This is a genomic window from Bradyrhizobium sp. MV1.5 (genome assembly GCF_055807615.1).
The window spans coordinates 60,251-78,137 of sequence record NZ_JBVVPL010000011.1 but is presented as its reverse complement, the minus strand read 5'-3'; the positions used below and the strand labels follow the sequence as shown (position 1 = coordinate 78,137).

The window sequence follows — 17,887 nt, the reverse complement described above, 5'->3', positions numbered from 1 at the left end:
GATGCGTCCGGGCCGTACGATTGAGCATGATGAGCCAGAGGACGCGCCAGCTGAGAGGGCAGACGACCGCCATCAAACTAGCGAGCCGCTCTGCGGTCCGCAGTTTTGAGTCCTCCGCCCTGCAGCCCGATTTTAGGAGCTTCTGGAACAGCTCGATTTTCGTGCACGCACCTATTGGATCATGGACGTAGCCGCGCCTCTCTCTTGTCAACGATGAGTGCGCCGCCTTTGTCCACGAGGTCAGAAGTTGACGCGATGGCCGCCGCGCATGAGCTCCCTCTTGAGCCTTTTGGCCGACGCGGGCGTCGATGTGTAGGTGCCTGCGAGTTCGCGGATATGGGTATCCGCAGACACGTCCGACCACCGGCCGATGATCCAATGCGACGGCCATCCCGAAAGGAGTGAAGCCACCTGCCACAATGCGCTCAAGAGCGTAAACTTGATCTAGAGGCCGCGCCGATCTTGCGTCTCGTCTTCGGCACCATCATGCGAGTTCATCGACAGTAAGCCCAGTTCTAGACCATGGCTTTGAGATCCCAGTGGGTCTAAGGACGCAATTGATCGAAGTCGCTGGTTGGAGTGCCATTGTGATGCTGGTGAGCGCTCAATCAGGAAAGCACGCAAGTAGACGTCATCAGCTTGCTCTTCCGCGCAGGAAGGCGATGATGGCTCAGCTGCTTGGCAGCGCCTCGGAAGAGCCAGCAAAGAGCGCCTTCGGTTGAGCGCGATAGGACCGATCATCGAGAAGCGCGTCACACGCCAGCGTGAGGACGCTCACGGGATGAAGAAGGCGAGCTTGCCCGTCTGTCGGGTAGCGTCAATTATGATGCTAGAATGCGGGGTAATCTCAGGACACAGACATTGTTGTGTGGAAAGAATGCAAAAGTGTCCCGCAGTGCGGTAGACCGCTCGACCGAATGCTCCTCGCAATGCCGCAACGGCGCAATCGCCCGAGATGTTCGCGTACATCGCCAGAAACTTCGATGCCGAGTTCCTCAACGAGTTCTCGGGCAAGGCCTGGCGTGGTGTTTCACCCCCCTTCGACCGGTCCGCCGGGCTGCACGAACATTTTGGTCCAATGCTCGCGTACCAGCGGAAGGTTTCGTGCGACATTCGTGGTAGGGCACGCGGCGATCCGCGCCGTGCGCACGGCTGCGGCGTTATCCATCAAGCAACGCCCCCTTTTTTAGATCACCCTCTGGGGCCGCTTGCGGGAGAACTATCAGCAGAGGGATGATGACGACCATACCAGCTGCCAGCATCACTCCTGATGGGCCGGCTACAGTCAACACCTGGGCGCCAAGGACGGCTCCGAAGCCGATGGCCGAATTGATGACCGCCGAGTGCATCGCGGCAGCAGTCATCACTGTCGAACCGGCGGCGCGCAGGATCCAGGTCTGGAGTCCCGCGAACAGCGCCGCGACGGCCACGCCCCAGATGACCAGCAAGACAAGGACCCGGCCTGTCCCCAACTGGGGACCAAACCATCCAAGGCCAACGAGCGCCAGACACAGAGCAAGCAGCCCCGCAGTGATGATGGGTTTCATGAAGCGGTCGATGAGGACGCCCGCCAAGATGTTCCCCAGGAATCCTGCTCCGCCAAAGCCGAACAACAGCGCGCCAATCATGACTTGGGCAACATTTGGAATCTCGTTGAGGAATGGTTCTATAAATGTGTACGCCCCGAAATGCGCCGCCGCCATGAATGTCGTTACGGCATAGATCCCCAACAGGTCATGCCTGCGGCAGACTGATCCAAGCTCTCTCCATCCCGCTGGCGTCCCGGCCTGCATTTTCGGAAGAACTGCCACCATCAGGGCTGAGGTGATCAGTCCGATGGCGCCAATCAATCTGAACGCTGCACGCCATCCGCTCACCTGACCGACGAAGTTCGCGAGCGGCACGCCAACAACGGTCGCCATCGAGATCCCGCCGAATACGATTGCCGTCGCAACACCCATACTGCCGGACGGCGCAATCTTAGACGCAACCACAGCCGCCATGGCCCAATAGAAACCGTGAACGACAGCGCCCACCGTGCGTGCCAGCAACAACCCTTCGAAAGTGTGAGACATCGTCGCCGCAAACGTTGTTGCGGAAAGGATAATAGTTAAGGCGATGACTAGCGGCTTGCGAGGAAACTTCTGAAGCAGAACGGGCGACAACAGAGCGCTGGCAGCACCGATCCAGGCATAGAGGGCCACCGTGAGCCCGACCGCTGCCTGATCTCGTCCGAGGTCGCGAGCAATCTGAGACAACAGCCCGATAGGTGCTATCTCTGCCAAGACGATGTGAAACGAGGCGATGCCTAGCACGATGACGGCGAGCCAGATGCGGAGCGAAGAGTCTGTGCCGTCACTCGTCATTATTAAACATCACTGTATTAAACATCACTGTACGAAGGATCCGCCCGTTTCATTGGTCGATGATCAGCCGCTGCTTGTACGCATTTTTCATCCATGGACGTGGCGCCGCATGGCATGGGCGTCTCTCCGGATGTTGATCGACCTGCATCGGTAGTATCTGATCGTTACGGTTGCATGGGTCGTTCTCTCCATCAACTGCGAGAGTTGATAGTTGACACACGACAAATGGCACTCGGTGTCCTCCGACTGGCGTCCTGAGTGGGACTGTCGTTCCGGCCGGCATCGTGAAGGAGGGCCTGACCTTACTCGAAGAGCTGCGTCGCTCGCCACCAGGCGCTGCGCTTCGCCAACCGCGCCAAACGAACGGTGCAATAGAATCGTGATGCCTTTCGTGCGCACGGACGGCCTGCAGATTGCTGAGCTGCCAACAACGAGGAGGAGGTCTCACTCACAATGTCCCGGCATTCGGACCCGCGAAACGTCGAAAATTGGCGAGAAATGAAACGACCCCAGTGCTTAAAGCGGCTGGGGTCGTTCCGAGGTAAGCGCCAGACATGGGCGGGGGGCTGAGGCCAGACGCCTACGACATGAAATCAGAAACGCAGATTTTCCGCACTGCTTTTAGCACGCCTCGGGTCGACTTTAAGCTCGTAAGAGACTGCCTGCCCTTCCCGCAGGTCAGCGAGGCCAGCGCGCTCCAGGGCGCTTATGTGTACAAAAACATCTTGGCCGCTCCCATCCGGCTGAATGAAGCCGAAACCCTTCGTCGCGTTAAACCATTTCACAACACCCCTCGCCACTCCCGTCTCCCATTTGAGCAATACTGCAGAGTAGTTCTGGTCGGACCATTCGGGCGGCACCGATTCGCGCATTGACGCACAATCTCCGCTGCTTCGGCGTCAGCGTAGTTCGCTTGAGGAGTTCGAGTATGGTGAGCCTGGGCGATCATGCTTTCATGCCAGAGACCAGGCACAGCCGACGGGTTTGACCCAGGTCGCATCGTTCTGATCTTCCATGCTGTTGCGTCACTTGGGTGACGAAGGTCACGTGGGTGGGTTCTCCTAGCAGGGAAGCCGCGAATTTCATCGGCCCAAATGGCTCATCGGCCACTATTTGCGGACAAGCAGCGGCGTCGCAACTACCAAAAGGGGTAGCTGGACGAGCGTACCGCACCAAATTAGCATGCTCCCATGACTGTTCGGAGAACATGGAAGATGAACTGGAAGAAGGAACTGGAGGCGCTGGTTCAACAATCCGCGGCACTCGTAGAACGCGCACGGAGCGTAGCGCCTATTCCAAAGCTGATAGCACCCATCGCGCCAATCGCAAAAGCTTCCCCACCCGATTCTCCCCCGCGGTTAAGCTGGGACACCTCCGAGCGAGAGCACATCAGCAAACGAGTTGCGAATTTCAGAGCGCATCAAGAGCGCGTGCGCCGCGAGCGCGACGAATATTTTTCCCGCACGATGCAACGGACACGGGATCTCGCGAGAGGCCACGGCTCCGACGAACAGATGTAGGCCGTCGGACAGTCGCGCAACTTTGCTAACAATCCGCCACGCGCCAGAAGAGTCGACTGCGGCCGACCACCGGCTGGGAACGGCGAGTAGCCGTGAGAGTCGTACGAGTCTCCAAGAGACGCCCGTCACAGCCCATCTGAGGATTGCCGCGCGCTGAGGATTGCCGCGTGGTGTCCTCACGCCATAGGTTGCCGTCGTACTGGATGCGCTGGGGGGCAACCACGCGATCGTCGTAGTGGCGCCGCCCACGCCCACACGAATCTGGCGCATGGATTTTGCACCGCCGAGGAAGGCGTGGGTGTTGACCCTGCCCCTCGGGCTTAATCCAGTTTGAAGTTCGTTCTGGCCGAAGACGAGGACCAGAGCATGCAGCACGTTCGAGATCGGAAGGCCCGATCTGCTGGCTCGGCGCGTGAGGCAGAGACACGAGATGTGCGCATCGGGGAAGAGTTGAGATCAGACGCGCTTCACTGGAGATCGCGATAGGCATTTTGCTGCATGGGACCGTTGTTGTCGCGCAGTGTGAAAGCACGGAGTCGACATCGTCCGCGATGATCGAGACGCTGGGAGCGAAATGACGAATGATGATCGTCGTGCACGGCGTGACTTGGCTCACGATGTGTCGCATCGAAACGGTGATGTTCGAGGGCTGGAGCGTCTGAAGCTGTGTCGAAAGCGCTCAATGATGCGCATGACGCCACCACAATCCGGACAGGCAGGAACTTCGGCCCAGGTTTGAGCTTCCGAATCCACAGGCGGCGGCTGGCTGTCGTTTGGGGCTGTCTCATGATCGAGAAGTTCGCGGCAAAGGGCGAGCTTGGCAGCGCGATTGGTTGGCCATGAAGCCGAAGTGGCGGATGCGATGGAAACCGTCGGGCAGCGTATGCAGCAGGAAGCGGCGAATGAACTCGTCGGGCTTGAGCTTCATGATCTTTGTCGCGCCGTCCTGGCGGTAATCCTTCCATGTGAAGGCAACATGATCGTTGTCGGGTGCGACGAGCCGGCTGTTGGCGATCGCGACGCGATGGGTATAGCGGCCGAGATAGGCCAGCACCTGTGCGGGTCCGCCGAAGGGCCGCTTGGCATGAGCAACCCAGTTGACGCGCTGCATGGCTTTGATGCGACCAGCGAAAGCGTCGAGTTCGGCAAGAGAAGCAAGATCGCCGAAGAAGCGCAAGGCGCCGGCGTTGAAGGCCCCGATCAGCCGTTTGAGAAAAAGCCAGCGAAAGAGCCGGGACAGCGGTTTGACAGCCAGGACGAAGTTCGGTCGGCTGGCGATCCAGCGTGTTCCATCAGGTGACGGGCCGCCGCCCGGCACGACACAGTGAATGTGGGGATGATGCGTTAGCGCTTTTCCACAGGGTGTGCAGGACCGCGACGCCGCCGATCTCCGCGCCGAGCCGGCGCGGATTGGCAGCAAGCGTCGGTGGTCGCCTCGGCGGCGGCCTTAAACAGGATGGCATAGACGACCGCCTTGTTTTGGAAAGCAATCGCGGCGATCGGTGCAGGAAGCGTAAAGACGACGTGGAAGTAGGGAACCGGCAGCAGGTCGGCTTCTCGCGCGGCAAGGCACGCGGCTCGGGCTGGCCCCTGACACCTCGGACAATGCCGATTCCGGCAGGAATTATAGGCGATCCGCGTCATGCCGCAGTCATTGCGGGCCTCGACGTGGCCGCCGAGCGCGTCGGTTCGGCACCCAACAATGGCGCTCATCACCCGCCGCTCGACGCAACCGTGATGACCGGCATGGTCACGACGATAGGCGTCGCCATGCCGGCGCAAGATATCGGCAATGTCGATGGCGGGTCGGTGCGGGCGGACGTCGGGGGGGTCATAAGCCGGATCCCGGAGCCGTTGTCATGCCGGTGGCGTCACCTCCAGCGATAGGCGGTCGAGCGGGCTCTGGGGCGCCCGGATCGTATGGGTGGCGACCTGCGTGTAGCGCGCCCTCGACGACGGATTATTGTGCCCGAGCAGAACCTGGATGATCCGGATGTCGATTCCGTTCTCCAGAAGATGTGTCGCGAAGCTGTGGCGTAGCGTGTGCAGCGTGACGCGCTTGGTCAGGCCCGCAGCCTTGACCGCCGAGCGGCAGGCGGCATGCAACACGGTCGGATCAATCGGGTGACCTTCGTCACGCCCAGGGAACAGATAAAGCCGTGGCCGGGCGAGCCGCCAGTAGGTGCGCAGGATGCCGAGCAGTTGGGACGACAGCATCACGTTGCGATCCTTCGCGCCTTTGCCGTGGCGCACCTGGATGACACCGCGGGTGCTGTCGATGTCTTCGATCCGCAGTCCCGCGACCTCGGAGGCCCTGGGGCCGGCCGCATAGGCGGTGGTGAGCGCGGCGCGGCTCTTCAGGCTCGACACCGCCTCGAGGAACTGCACCACTTCGTCGGCGCTGAGAACGACCGGCAGCTTGCGGGGCTCTCGCGCATAGGGAATGCGCTCCGGGATGAGCGCCTCGCCGAGCGTGACGCCGTAGAAAAACCGTAGCGCACAGACGATGATCTGGTTCAGCGCCGGCCATGAGATGTCGGTCGAGACCAGATGCACCTGGAAGGCCCGGACGTCTTCCAGCTCCAACCGCTCAGGCGATCGGCCGAAATAGCGGCTGAACTTCGGAACCGCGCTGATGTAGGATCGCTGCGTCGCCGGCGACAGATTGCGGACTGTCATATCCTCGATCATGCGGCGGCGAAGAGGGCTCAAATCGGCCATCTCAATACCCTGTCTGAGGGGGGCTCCAACACCCACATCCTCTCAGCCAGGAGGCGATCTACGCCACCTCGCCACGCACGCCGCGACAGCGGCTTCGTTCAATCCCAAATCGATTCGGTCTAACCCCATCCGGCTTTAGGCCGCACAATCCGCGAAACGTCCTAACCGCGCTTGCATCGATGTCGGCGCGCCGCAGCTTGGCCGTCAGGCCATGACGGCTCCAGAACACGCGCACCAGCACACATCACACGAGCGGCGTAATAGCCTTGAAGAAGCCTCCCTCCTGATGTCCGTGTAGGGATGGGTGGCGTCGAGATCGAGGATGATCTGCAGGCCTCAACAATGCGAGAAATGCGCGCTACGCTCAGGAGAGGCCATTGCGGCACCCGCTGAGCTGTGCGTTATAAACAGAACGCTGCCATTGTAGCTCAGCGCTCGGTTGCAGGCAGCAAACCAATCAGCGCTTTAGCCTCGGACTTCAGCACTTCAACGGCAGATTTCCGAGCATCTGCATCAAAGCGAGTGCGAATGGCGGAGACTGAGAGCGCGCCCCGCAATTTGCCATAGACATCGATTACGGGCACCGCTGCGGCCGCAACCTCAGGATCACGCTCGCCGATCGAGACGTAGAAGCCACGATCTCTGATCTTCTTTCCACCAGCTAATGCAAAATCGCGGTAAGCGGTAAGAACGCGGCCCGCAGCGCCACGATCAATCGGCAATCGTTGTCCTTCTTCGAGGTGATGCCGGACGGAACGCGGAGAATTAACGCGATAAAGGCAAATGCGCTCGTCGCCCTCCGCGATGTAGAAGGATGCGGTCTCTCCGGTTGCTTCGACCAGACGATGGAGCGAGGGTCTGATCAGGTCACCGAGGTCCAGCCCACGCTGATAGAGCGCCCCAAGGCGCCATAGCTCCGGTCCGGGTCGAAATAGGCGGTCGGTCCCCCGCACCAGGAATCCGTCCGCTTCCAGGGATGCGGCAAGGCGAAGGACCGTGCTCTTGTAAAAGTCCGTCGCCTCGGCAATCTCGGTCAGCGTCATAGCTGCGCGCTCAGGACCGAAGGCCTTGAGGATCGCCAGGGCGCGCCCGACCGCATCAACCCCTGTCTTTGCCATTGATACAGCCTCGTGTTCTGTTCTGCAGAACAGATATCCAGAATGGATGGAAAGTCCAGTGTCCCATGCTCACCTGCGTTCTGTGTTGCAGAATGCAATTGACTCCGGATAGAGCAAAAGTTACCTGTTTTGAAGCTTAGAACAGGTTCTGCGGAGCGAAACAATGGAAGGGCAGCCGGCACTTGCCGTCGACCTGCGCGACGTAATGATTCGCTTCGGCGACTTCACCGCCGTGAAAAGCATGAACCTCCAGGTCGGCGAAACCGAATTCGTTGCAGTGGTCGGGCCGACCGGCTGCGGAAAATCGACCATTCTCAATACTGTCACCGGACTGCTGAAGCCGGCCGCCGGCGAGGTTCGCATTTTCGGCAAATCGCTTAGGGGCCTGAACGGTCAGTCCGGCTACATGCTGCAACAGGAAGGGCTGCTGCCCTGGAAAACAGCCCAGGACAATGTCGGCCTCGGGCTGGTGTTTCAGGGAAGCTCGATCGCGAAAGCGCGCGAGCAGGCGCGGCCCTGGCTCGCCAAGGTTGGCTTGAAAGGGTTCGAGGAGCGCTATCCGCACCAATTGTCCGGCGGCCAGCGCAAGCGGGTCGCCATGACGCAGACCCTGATCATGGAGCCGAAGATCGTCCTGATGGATGAGCCTTTCTCCGCGCTGGACGTTCACACGCGCCGCCTCATGCATCGCATCCTGCTCGAGCTATGGCAGGCGGACCGGCGCTCACTCGTTTTCATCACCCATGACCTCGATGAGGCGATCACGCTGGCGGACCGCGTCGTTGTGATGTCTGCCGGTCCCGCCAGCCGCATGGTTGGCGATGTCAGGATCACGCTGCCTCGTCCCCGCGACGTCTCGGCGCTACAGACCACCGACGAGTTCGTCGCGCTTTACCGTGAAATCTGGTCGCTGCTCGGCGCCGAAGTGGAGAAAAGCTATGCCACGCAGGGGTAAGGTCGCTCTCACGCAGTTCGCCATCGTGCTTGGGCTGATCCTGATCTGGGAATTGGGCGTGCGGGCCGGGTTGATCGACCCGTTCTTCTTTCCGGCCCCGTCGACACTCATCGCAAGGATCGGAGAGTGGATGTCAACGGCCGACTTCTGGACCGATGTCAGCATAACACTGCTGGAGACGGTCCTGTCTTTCCTGGCTGGTATCGGGATCGGCACGGCGCTTGGTATCTGGTTGGGCTTAAGCCCGTTTGCGGCCGAGGTCGTTCAGCCCTTCATCAAGATGTTCAATGCGATCCCGCGCATCTTGCTGGGGCCCATTTTTGTCATCTGGTTCGGATTGGGCCTCACCTCCAAGGTCGCGCTGGGCGTGACGCTGGTTCTCTTCGTCGCTTTTTTCAACACCTTTCAGGGCGTTCGCGAGGTCAATCCGGTCGTGCTCGCGAATGCGCGCCTGCTACGTGCATCGAAGTCCTCCCTGCTGCGCCATGTCTACCTGCCGTCCGCCACCACGTGGATCCTGTCGAGTCTGCGGGTATCTGTCGGCATGGCCGTGATGGGAGCGGTGGTCGCCGAATATCTCGGTTCGTCCGCAGGATTGGGGCACCTGATTGCGCAGGCCGAGGGCGTCCTTGATGCCGCCGGTGTCTTCGCAGGAATCATCGTCCTCTCCGCTTTCGTCATCGCGCTCGATGCCATCGTCGACCGGGTGGAAAAGCGGCTGCTGGTCTGGCGGCCGGCACCTGCCCACGAAGTTTGATCGTAGCGCTCCCATTCTCACGGAGGTTCCCATGCACGCTTTTCCGAGACTGATGGTGGTTATCGCGGCAGCTGTATTGCCGCTCATTTCAGCGCATGCCGCCGAGCGGAGAAGACAAAATTGAAGATCGCAGTGGGATCACAGATCCTCAACTATATGCCTCTCGAGCTTGGTGTGAAGCTCGGTTCGTTTAAGGACCAGGGCCTTGAGGTGAGCGTCGAAAACTTCCAGGCCGGTGGTTCGAAGGCTTTGCAGGCGGTGGTCGGCGGTTCGGTGGACGGGACAGTCGGCTTTTACGATCACACCATTCAGATGCAGGCGCAGGGCAAACAGATTTCCTGCGTGTTCCTGCTCAATGACATTCCCGGCGTGTTGCTCGGTGTCCGCAGCGGCCTCGCTGACAAGGTCAAGTCCGGTGCCGACCTGAAGGGCCTCAAGCTCGGGATCACGGCGCCGGGGTCATCGACCGACACCATGGCGCGCTACTACATCAAGAAATCTGGGTTGGGTCCGCGCGACGTGAACATTATCGCGGTCGGCAGCGGGGCACCCGGCATGGTGGCGCTCGAGGCCAGGAATATCGACGCGCTCGTCTATTTCGACCCGATTGCGACCCTTCTCGCGCGCAAAAAGAGTGCGACGCCGCTGTTCGACGCGCGCACACTCGAAGGCTCAAAACAGGCCTTTGGCGGAATCTATCCGACCGCCTGTCTCTACCTGCAGCAGACTTTCATCGACAAAAATCCAGAAACGGTCCAGCGCCTCGTCAACGCCTTGCTCAAAACCCACCGCTGGATCAACACGGCGTCGACGGAACAACTCGTCGACGCGATGCCTCCTGCATACAAGACCGACAATCGCGAGGTGAACATCGAGATCATGAACGCGTCGAAAGCGCTGTTCTCGCCAACCGGTCAGATGGACATCGACGCGGCCAAGGTCCCGCTCGCTGTCCTAGGCGACTTTGATCCGAAGATCGCAGCCGCAAAGATCGACCTCATCAAGACCTTCACGAATCGATTCGCGGAACGTGCTGCGCAGCAACTGAAATAAGTTGCGTACTAAGCGCTCGCTATCGGATCACCTACAAGAAGGCTCTTCAGATGTCTCTGCCGCTAACCGGTATCCGCGTTCTCGACCTGTCAAACGTGTTGGCGGGTCCGTTCTGTGGTTACCATCTTGCGCGCCTTGGCGCGGAGGTCATTAAGGTGGAAAATCCGAACGGCGGCGACCTGGCGCGGCGCCTCGGCGCGGATCCGCAAAGAGCGGAGCGCCTGCAGGGACTCTCGTTTGTCGCCGTGAACGCCGGCAAGCAATCGATTGCACTGGACCTGAAATCGGAAGCGGGCCGCGAGGTGTTCTTGCGACTGGTCAAGGAAGCCGACGTGGTGCTCGAAAACTTCCGGCCGAAGGTGATGGAACGCCTTGGCCTCGGCTTTGATGTGCTTGTCGGGCTGAACCCGCGTCTGGTCTACTGCGCGATCTCCGGCTTTGGGCAGAGCGGACCGTGGTCCGCCCGTCCGGCCTATGATCAGATCGTCCAGGGTCTTTCCGGAGCGATGAGCGTCACCGGCGATATAACCTCGGCTCCCCTGCGCACGGGCTTTCCGATCTCGGACACGATTGCGGGACTGACTGCTGCGTTTGCCATCGCCGCGGCTCTGGTCGACCAGCGGCATAGGCAACGGGGTCGGTTCATCGACGTGTCCCTGCTCGAGGCCACCGTTGCGGCGATGGGATGGGTCGTCTCCAACCACCTGAACGCCGGGGTCGAGCCGCAGCCCATCGGCAACGAGAACTTTACCGCGGCTCCCTCCGGCACGTTTCGCACCGCGACGGGCCCGCTGAACATTTCCGCCAACGAGCAGAAGCAGTACCAAGCCCTATGCGACCTGATCGACCGACCGGACCTGAAGGCGGATCCACGCTTTGCTGGACGCGAGATGCGCAAGGTCAACCGCGCTGCGCTGAGCGCGGAGTTGAACAAGGCATTGAGTTGCAAGCCCGCTGAGGAATGGGAGGCCCAAATGAATCTGGCTGGTGTCCCTGCCGGCCGTGTGCTGACGGTCTCGGAAGTGTTGCAGCAGCCACAGGTCCTTGAGCGCGGATTCGTCGAGACTTTGGCGCCAGAACAAGACGGTGCGCAGCCGTTACGAATCACGCGGCCGGGGTTCCGGCTGGATGAGGAGTTTTCGGTGCCTTCACCACCTGCGACGCTCGGAGCAGACACTGAGCGATGGCTGCAGCGGCTCGGCTATTCGTATGCGGAGGTTGAGCAACTGGTCTCGAGCCGAGCCGTCGGGACGCCAAAGCAAGGAGAGGCTGATTTCCTGCCCGTCCGCGTAGCCACGGACGGACCGATATCATGACATCCGACGGCTTGCGTCGGTTGGCAATCGGCAGGTTGAAAGGACGGAACTGGAAATGAGCGAAGAAGAACTGAGACAGCAAGCGGCCAGTTGGTGGCGAACCTCCATTTGCGATATCGCGCCAGGTCGCATCGCCTATCGGGGTTATCCAATTGAAGATTTGATAGGCCGCGTTTCCTTTCCCGCCATGATCTGGCTGATGTTGCGTGGCAATCTGCCGACGCCAGCACAGGAGCAGCTGCTGCAAGCTGCGCTGGTTGGATCCGTTGACCACGGTCCGCACGCGCCCTCCATTGCAATTGCCCAAATGGCGGTGAGCTGCGGCCTGCCCCTGAATGGCGCAATGGCCTCGGCAATCAACACGCTCGATGACGTGCATGGCGGAGCAGGGGAGCAGGCTATCGAACTCTACGAGGATGTGCTGCGACGGCGCCAAGGGCGAGAGATCGAGCAGGCCGCTGGCGCTGCAATCGACCATTTCACCGCAACCCGCAGCAAATATCTGCCGGGCTTCGGCCACCGGTTTCATCCAGTCGACCCGCGCGCGGCCCCGCTATTGGCGCTGGTGGATGCCGCAGCTGACGAGGGCAGTGTCGGCGGCGATTATGCCAAGGCCGCTCGCGCGATCGAGCGGGTGATGCAACAGCGCAAGAGCATGCTCATTCCGATGAACATCGATGGCGCGACGGCGGTCATTTACGGCGAACTGGGCTTCGCCTCTCCGCTCGCGCGGGGGATCTTCTGCTTGTCGCGCGCGGTCGGAATCCTGGCTCACGCCTGGGAGCAAACTGGGCGCAACGATCGCAACAAGGGCCCAATGCCCAAGCAGTTCGGCTACAAATACGAGGGCCAGCCGCGTCGCAGGCTGGAAGGCGCATCATAAGCATCTCGAAAACCCGCCCAAGCTGATGGAGACCAGCGTGTTCTCGTCGATGCCGGCGGAGTTTCGTCGCCCGGGTGTTTCTTCGGAATGGGCAGACGCGAACCGCGGGGCATATCCAGTAGATTGTTTCATCGAGGGACCGTCGTTCGACCAGTCCGGGAATCTCTATGTCGTCGAGATCCCCTTCGGCCGATTTCCGGATTTCACCGGAGGACGTCTGGTCTTTGATCATCGAATACGACGGCTGGCCGAACGTCTGAAGGTTGCTCCGGACGGCCGGGTGCTCGTGTCCGACTATATCAACGGTCTCCTGGAGCTCGATCGACAGAGAGGGACCATCCGGCCGTTGCTGGGCCACCGCAATTCCGAGTCCTTCAGAGGCTGCAACGACCTGCATATCGCGACCAAACGCGACATCTATTTCACCGATCAGGGCCAGACTGGATTGCACGATCGTACCGGCCGGGCATTTCGACTGTGCCCTGACGGCCGGATCGACTGCTTGATTTCTAATGGCCCGGGCCCGAATGGCCTGGTGCTCAGTCCGGACGAGACCGTAATGTACGTTGCAATGACGCGCGACAATTGCATCTGGCGCGTACCGCTGATGCGTGATGGCATGGGGAAAGTCGGACGATTCAGCTGGTTCTTTGCGACGAGCGGTCCTGACGGACTGACGGTCGATCAAAAAGGGAGGCTCTTTGTCGCGCATGATTCCCTCGGCCACGTCTTCGGTGGGGCCAAACGGCGAAAGCGGTCCGCTTGCATCCAGTCCTGCGCAGGGTGGAAGCTGCACGAATGTCGTATTGGACGCGGCACTCGGCGCATTGCTCATTACGGAATCTTCTACCGGATCAGTGTGATGGCTGATCTCGCTCACCTTCCTCGAAATTCGCCAGCAGGAGTGGCAAGGTGGTGCGGAATCTTTTCACGCGCCGGTCCGCCGCACCAAGCTGCAGGAATGAGTGTGGTAGACGACTGGCTAGCCAGTCGCCGAGAGAATGTAATTGGTGACGAATGGATGGCGTTTGTGTGCGGTGATCTCAAACCAGAGCCGGTAATCGCACTGCATGGGAAGCGCAAAAGAAGGATTCGTAATGCTGGGTCGGGCTCCGCCCGGAACGGGCCGCCGCCGACCTGTCGCCTTTTGGTCGGGCGGGTCGCGGTATCGCTGCCCACAACGCAGAATGATTGATCGCCGATATTTTCGAACGTTCTCGCCAAGAAGGCCGAAGAGGTAACCGCTCGCGGTGGGAGTCAGCTCCGCATCAGCGTCAAGGTTCTCGATCATGCTTGGCCGCGACGCACGCGTGAAGCGTTCGTTTTGAGAAGGAACAAGCCCAGGATTTACTGCTTGAAGGACTTTACCGATAGCACGCTAGCCCAGAGCGCTTCAAGTGTGTGGCGCAGAGGTCGTACTACTGTCAGAGCCTCTTGCGCGCGCGCAATCCTCCAACCCGATATCCCCTCTCCTCGTAGAAGTGGCGTACCCGTTCTAGGGCCGGATAACCATCCGGAGGCAACGCAACCTCAATCATCTGCCAGCCGCGTCGCTTCGCCTCCGAATCTACCGCCTCGAGCAGATGCCGACCGCAGTCAGAGCTCCGGAAGTCACGAGAAATCCATAGCTCCTGAAGCACGCCGTACGCTCCGGCTGCTCTCACGGCCTGTACGGCCGAGATGCTAGCTACCCCTACAATCTGCCCGGTGCCTTGTTCCTCAACGACAAAAATGAAGCCCTGTTCGGGATCCTGAATCAGGCGCAACGCCGCCTGCTTCGCGCCTTGAAGGCTGAACTCCGGTCCGGGGCCACCTAACTCGGAAAGTAGCTCTTCGACCGCTTTTGCGACCGCGTTCTCATCTCCTGGCACGCTCTTGCGCAAAGCCGTGCCCGCGCTGGACGTGCCTTGCCCTTCAGCACCAACACGAACACCCGACCTGGCCCACTGGGGGAAATTCATGCTCAGGAGGATACAGAAAACGCAATTGAGAGCAACTATCAGGCTCGGTAGGAAGCAGCACGTCCACACTCGCTAAGGCAACAGAGCTGAGGTAATTGCAAGCCATTGCCGTTCTCAGAATCGACTGCGGGTTGAGCAGCTGCGAACTCATGATGGACTGCCTTCGATTGGAAAACATATCACGGCACACGCCGGTCATGCCGATCAAACATTCGTAAGAGTGATTGCCGATCGTCGCTCACGAACTACTCGCTTCAACAAATCGTGCGCCACGATGATCGCAGCGCCATAGAGCGTCAGCTCGGTGCGTCCGAAGGAGAGATTCCCACCTCGCGTGCGTCACTCGTACTTGCGCGAAGCGCGACAGGTATCATACGCGTGCGTCCGATAAAATCGTCTGAGCAAGATCGCGAAAGATTTTGCACACCAATGCACTATCTTAAGCTTATCTCGAACAATCGAAAGATATCGGGAAGCACAGCTTGTTTGGACCTTCGCTCCTCGTTTAAGGCACCGTCACGGAACAGGAGTGGTTGCGATGGAACATGGGCAGGCCGAACTGGTCGGAGGGAAACCTGTAATCTTCGGGCAACGTAAGGTGCGGCCGCGGGCGTGCCTGGCCGTCGGCAAGCGGCATCTGCGCGCCTTTCTACGGGATGTGCTGGAGGATATGGGGTTTGTTATCAGCGAATGCAGGACTGCTGACGAGTTGCCGCACGTACTCCGCACGGAGTTCCCTGATCTGATCCTGCTCGGCATTGGCTCGGACCGCATCGAGCCTGGACGATTGCTCGAGATACTGGTACGCGAAGAATTTGCAGGCCGAGTGCTGGCGTTCGGAGCGCGCGAGTCGATCATCATGGCGGCAGTGCAGCAGGTCGGTAGTGAATATGGACTTGCTATGCTGCCGCCGCTCAGGGCGCCGTTTGCAGCCGAGACGTTGCGCGATCGGATCGGCATGCTCTTGCCAAGAGAGCCGGCGCCCCGTCCCGCGGTCCATGTCGGAGAAGCCTTACACGCTGGCTGGCTTGAGCTCTGGTATGAGCCGAAGTTTGACGCGTGTACCCTTAGCCGCCGCGGCGCCGAGGCTCATGTGCGAATGCGGCACCCGACCTGGGGCGTTGTTCCACCGGCCTATTTCATCCCGGAATCTCACGATCCGCATTTTAGGAACTTGTCGCAGTTCGTGATCGACCGCGCGATCAAGGATTGGCAGTATCTTCTGGAGCAGCAAACTTCGATCGATCTCTCCATCAATCTCCCGGCAGCATTCCTGATTGACCCGCAGGCGGTACGCGATCTCTGTCGGCGCATGCCGTCGCACGCCGCTTTCGGCGGGTTGACGATTGAAATCGAGAGCGTGGAAGCGATCCAGAACCTAGATCTCCTGGTCGAGGTTGCGCGTGAGGTTCGCTTTCACAACATTGGCCTTGCAATCGACAATGTCGGTGCCAATTGGCCGCAGCTGATGGGGATGACAAAATTCCCGTTCATGAAATTGAAAGTAGATCGTCAGTTCGTCGGCGGCTGCGCGAATGGGCCCCTCAAGCGAACGGTGTGCCGCCATATCGTCGATCTAGCCAAAGAGTACAATGTGCGCACCGTCGCCGAAGGTGTGGAGAGCCAGGCTGACCTAATCGCTGTGGCCGAACTCGGCTTCGACCTTGCGCAGGGCCATCTGTTCGGAAAAGCCATGCCACTGAAGCAATTTGCACAGTCATCTTTCAACCCTGCTCCAGCTCGTCCAAAATAGTTGCGAGTGGCTGAGTGCGGCCAAGCGACGCTCGCGAGCACCGCCATGCCTACTCGGCACCAGGCATGAGGCTGAGTGCAATTCAGTCGGTCTGCAAGGCCAGTGTCGCTCGTCCCGCCGCCACTTCATTTCCCTCCGAAGCTTGTTATACCACAAGCCCGTTTTGGCAAGCCTCCAGCGAGTCCTCCGCGCAGCTAGCGTTGCAGCCATGAGCGAGGCTTGCACAAACCTCCAGTCGGGGTGTGTGACCGGAGGTTTGCCGAGATCCGACGTAGACCTGCGTCCGTTCGCGGGTTTTGTCGCCGCCGGTGGAGGAAGCGTCAGCCTCGCTTGCCCCCGCGCTGACGTGCCAAACAAACCGACGGACGCTTCCAGCTTCAAGGCGCGACTGACTCTCGCAAGAGGGCCCGATGGCTCATAGCCTGAAATTGAAGCGACCTGTTGCTGTCGCAGACGCAACATGGTCTCAGACCCGGGACAGCCGAATTGGGCAAATTGCCCAACATTGAGCGCGTCTGCGTTTGGCACGGCATTTGAAAGGGATCGCCCATGGCATCGCTCGCCTAAGGAGTCGGAAGGCATGGCTTACAAGATCGTCGCTTCGCAATGCACCGTTTGTGGCGCATGTGAGTTCGAGTGTCCCAACGCGGCGATCAGTCTGAAGCGTGACATTTACGTTATCGATGCCAAAAAATGTACGGAGTGCGAGGGCCATTGCGACACGCCGCAATGCGCGGTGGTCTGTCCGGTCCCTGACACCTGTGTCCCGTCCAAGACAGGATAGGCAGCCCGCGACCAAAAGGCCTCATCGCTCGATTTCGCGAACGAAGTTGTAGATGTGGGACCTTGAGGAGACCACGACCGCATGGGGCGCATCGAGGTCGATTAACATCGTTATGAGCTTAAGACGCTGAGCGACGCCGAGGAACCCCTCAAAGGGCTCTGTCGGAGGACACCGTCGAATTTGTCACGAACAAGGACAAGGCCCTCGATGCTCAGTGGCCGCGTTACGGCCTATCGTCGCTGGTGGCGAGTCGAGGCGAGGCAGACCCGGCGTCGAGCGGCCACGGACGCATCGAAGCCGGCGCAAAAGTCGCTGAGCACGTGAACACCTAGTGCACCGAGAAGGATCATCTTGGCCAACCTCACGGAGGCGGACGACCTCGTGCCTGGTCGCGGGCCCGCCGAACACCAAGGAGCCGACCTGATCATCCGTTCGGTCCTGGAGCAATCCGGCTTTCGAAATGTCTAGGGAGCCTCGTGGGCTGTGACCAAACGGATGCCGGCCGAGGATGATCGCACCTTCCTGACGCGCAGGTTCGAAAAGCTGCTGACGGAAAAGGTCGCCTCCTCGCGATCACACAGATACCGAAAGCCGCCCGGGTTCGTTCCGGTGGTGGAGCTCAACCGTTACGCGAGCGGGGAGCGAATGCATTTCAAAAGCGGAGCCTCCACAGATCCGGGCGTGTTCACTAGGCCGCGAG

Annotated in this window: 14 protein-coding genes and 1 pseudogene; 9 read left to right on the top strand and 6 right to left on the bottom strand. The window is 60.1% G+C overall.

Translation table 11 applies throughout. From position 1 onward, the window contains the following. Positions 1–1,160: 1,160 nt before the first annotated feature. Complete coding sequence (locus AC0L2J_RS13390) at positions 1,161–2,366, bottom strand: MFS transporter (RefSeq protein WP_473390473.1); 1,206 nt, start codon at positions 2,364–2,366, stop codon at positions 1,161–1,163. A gap of 593 nt (positions 2,367–2,959) precedes the next feature. Then, complete coding sequence (locus AC0L2J_RS13385; RefSeq protein WP_473390687.1) at positions 2,960–3,166, bottom strand: cold-shock protein; 207 nt, start codon at positions 3,164–3,166, stop codon at positions 2,960–2,962. 414 nt (positions 3,167–3,580) lie between these two features. Here AC0L2J_RS13385 and AC0L2J_RS13380 point away from each other — a divergent pair, with 414 nt between their 5' ends. Next, on the top strand, positions 3,581–3,886 hold the full coding sequence (locus tag AC0L2J_RS13380; protein WP_007599988.1) for a hypothetical protein: 306 nt from the start codon (positions 3,581–3,583) through the stop codon (positions 3,884–3,886). A gap of 612 nt (positions 3,887–4,498) precedes the next feature. Here the strand turns inward: AC0L2J_RS13380 and AC0L2J_RS13375 are convergent. The 3 genes and pseudogenes from AC0L2J_RS13375 to AC0L2J_RS13365 all read right to left on the bottom strand — a co-directional run bounded on the left by AC0L2J_RS13375 (position 4,499) and on the right by AC0L2J_RS13365 (position 7,725). Then, a pseudogene (locus AC0L2J_RS13375) lies at positions 4,499–5,686 on the bottom strand (IS91 family transposase). A gap of 57 nt (positions 5,687–5,743) precedes the next feature. Continuing rightward, positions 5,744–6,607 carry a site-specific integrase gene (locus tag AC0L2J_RS13370; RefSeq protein ID WP_473390469.1) on the bottom strand — a complete coding sequence of 288 codons (864 nt, stop codon included), beginning with the start codon at positions 6,605–6,607 and terminating at the stop codon, positions 5,744–5,746. Between the two features lie 428 nt (positions 6,608–7,035). After that, the gene (locus tag AC0L2J_RS13365; protein ID WP_085383736.1) at positions 7,036–7,725 is read right to left on the bottom strand and encodes an IclR family transcriptional regulator; all 690 of its coding nucleotides are present in this window, start codon (positions 7,723–7,725) and stop codon (positions 7,036–7,038) included. A 163-nt stretch (positions 7,726–7,888) separates the two neighbouring features. Between AC0L2J_RS13365 and AC0L2J_RS13360 the strand changes: the two genes are divergently transcribed. From AC0L2J_RS13360 to AC0L2J_RS13335, 6 genes are all read left to right on the top strand, one after another. Beyond that, on the top strand, positions 7,889–8,680 hold the full coding sequence (locus AC0L2J_RS13360) for an ABC transporter ATP-binding protein (RefSeq protein WP_007605580.1): 792 nt from the start codon (positions 7,889–7,891) through the stop codon (positions 8,678–8,680). Then, positions 8,664–9,437 (top strand): ABC transporter permease, encoded by a 774-nt coding sequence (locus tag AC0L2J_RS13355; protein ID WP_007605581.1) that lies wholly within the window; start codon positions 8,664–8,666, stop codon positions 9,435–9,437. The genes AC0L2J_RS13360 and AC0L2J_RS13355 overlap by 17 nt, the downstream gene beginning before the upstream one ends. A 120-nt stretch (positions 9,438–9,557) precedes the next feature. Then, positions 9,558–10,490 (top strand): ABC transporter substrate-binding protein, encoded by a 933-nt coding sequence (locus AC0L2J_RS13350; RefSeq protein ID WP_473390466.1) that lies wholly within the window; start codon positions 9,558–9,560, stop codon positions 10,488–10,490. A gap of 50 nt (positions 10,491–10,540) precedes the next feature. Further along, the gene (locus AC0L2J_RS13345; protein WP_473390462.1) at positions 10,541–11,806 is read left to right on the top strand and encodes a CaiB/BaiF CoA transferase family protein; all 1,266 of its coding nucleotides are present in this window, start codon (positions 10,541–10,543) and stop codon (positions 11,804–11,806) included. Positions 11,807–11,861: 55 nt separating this feature from the next. Beyond that, a complete protein-coding gene (locus tag AC0L2J_RS13340) occupies positions 11,862–12,689 on the top strand; it encodes a citryl-CoA lyase (protein ID WP_007605586.1) in 828 nt (275 codons plus the stop codon). A 37-nt stretch (positions 12,690–12,726) separates the two neighbouring features. Then, positions 12,727–13,884 carry an SMP-30/gluconolactonase/LRE family protein gene (locus AC0L2J_RS13335; RefSeq protein WP_473390458.1) on the top strand — a complete coding sequence of 386 codons (1,158 nt, stop codon included), beginning with the start codon at positions 12,727–12,729 and terminating at the stop codon, positions 13,882–13,884. Positions 13,885–14,113: 229 nt separating this feature from the next. On the opposite strand, the gene AC0L2J_RS13330 is transcribed toward AC0L2J_RS13335, so the two are convergent. Continuing rightward, the gene (locus tag AC0L2J_RS13330; RefSeq protein WP_231171040.1) at positions 14,114–14,572 is read right to left on the bottom strand and encodes a GNAT family N-acetyltransferase; all 459 of its coding nucleotides are present in this window, start codon (positions 14,570–14,572) and stop codon (positions 14,114–14,116) included. 616 nt (positions 14,573–15,188) lie between these two features. Between AC0L2J_RS13330 and AC0L2J_RS13325 the strand changes: the two genes are divergently transcribed. Beyond that, positions 15,189–16,403 (top strand): EAL domain-containing response regulator, encoded by a 1,215-nt coding sequence (locus tag AC0L2J_RS13325; protein WP_007605590.1) that lies wholly within the window; start codon positions 15,189–15,191, stop codon positions 16,401–16,403. Positions 16,404–16,983: 580 nt separating this feature from the next. Next, positions 16,984–17,187, top strand: a complete 204-nt coding sequence (locus AC0L2J_RS13320; protein WP_007600001.1) for a 4Fe-4S binding protein — start codon at positions 16,984–16,986, stop codon at positions 17,185–17,187. The last annotated feature ends 700 nt before the right edge of the window (positions 17,188–17,887 follow it).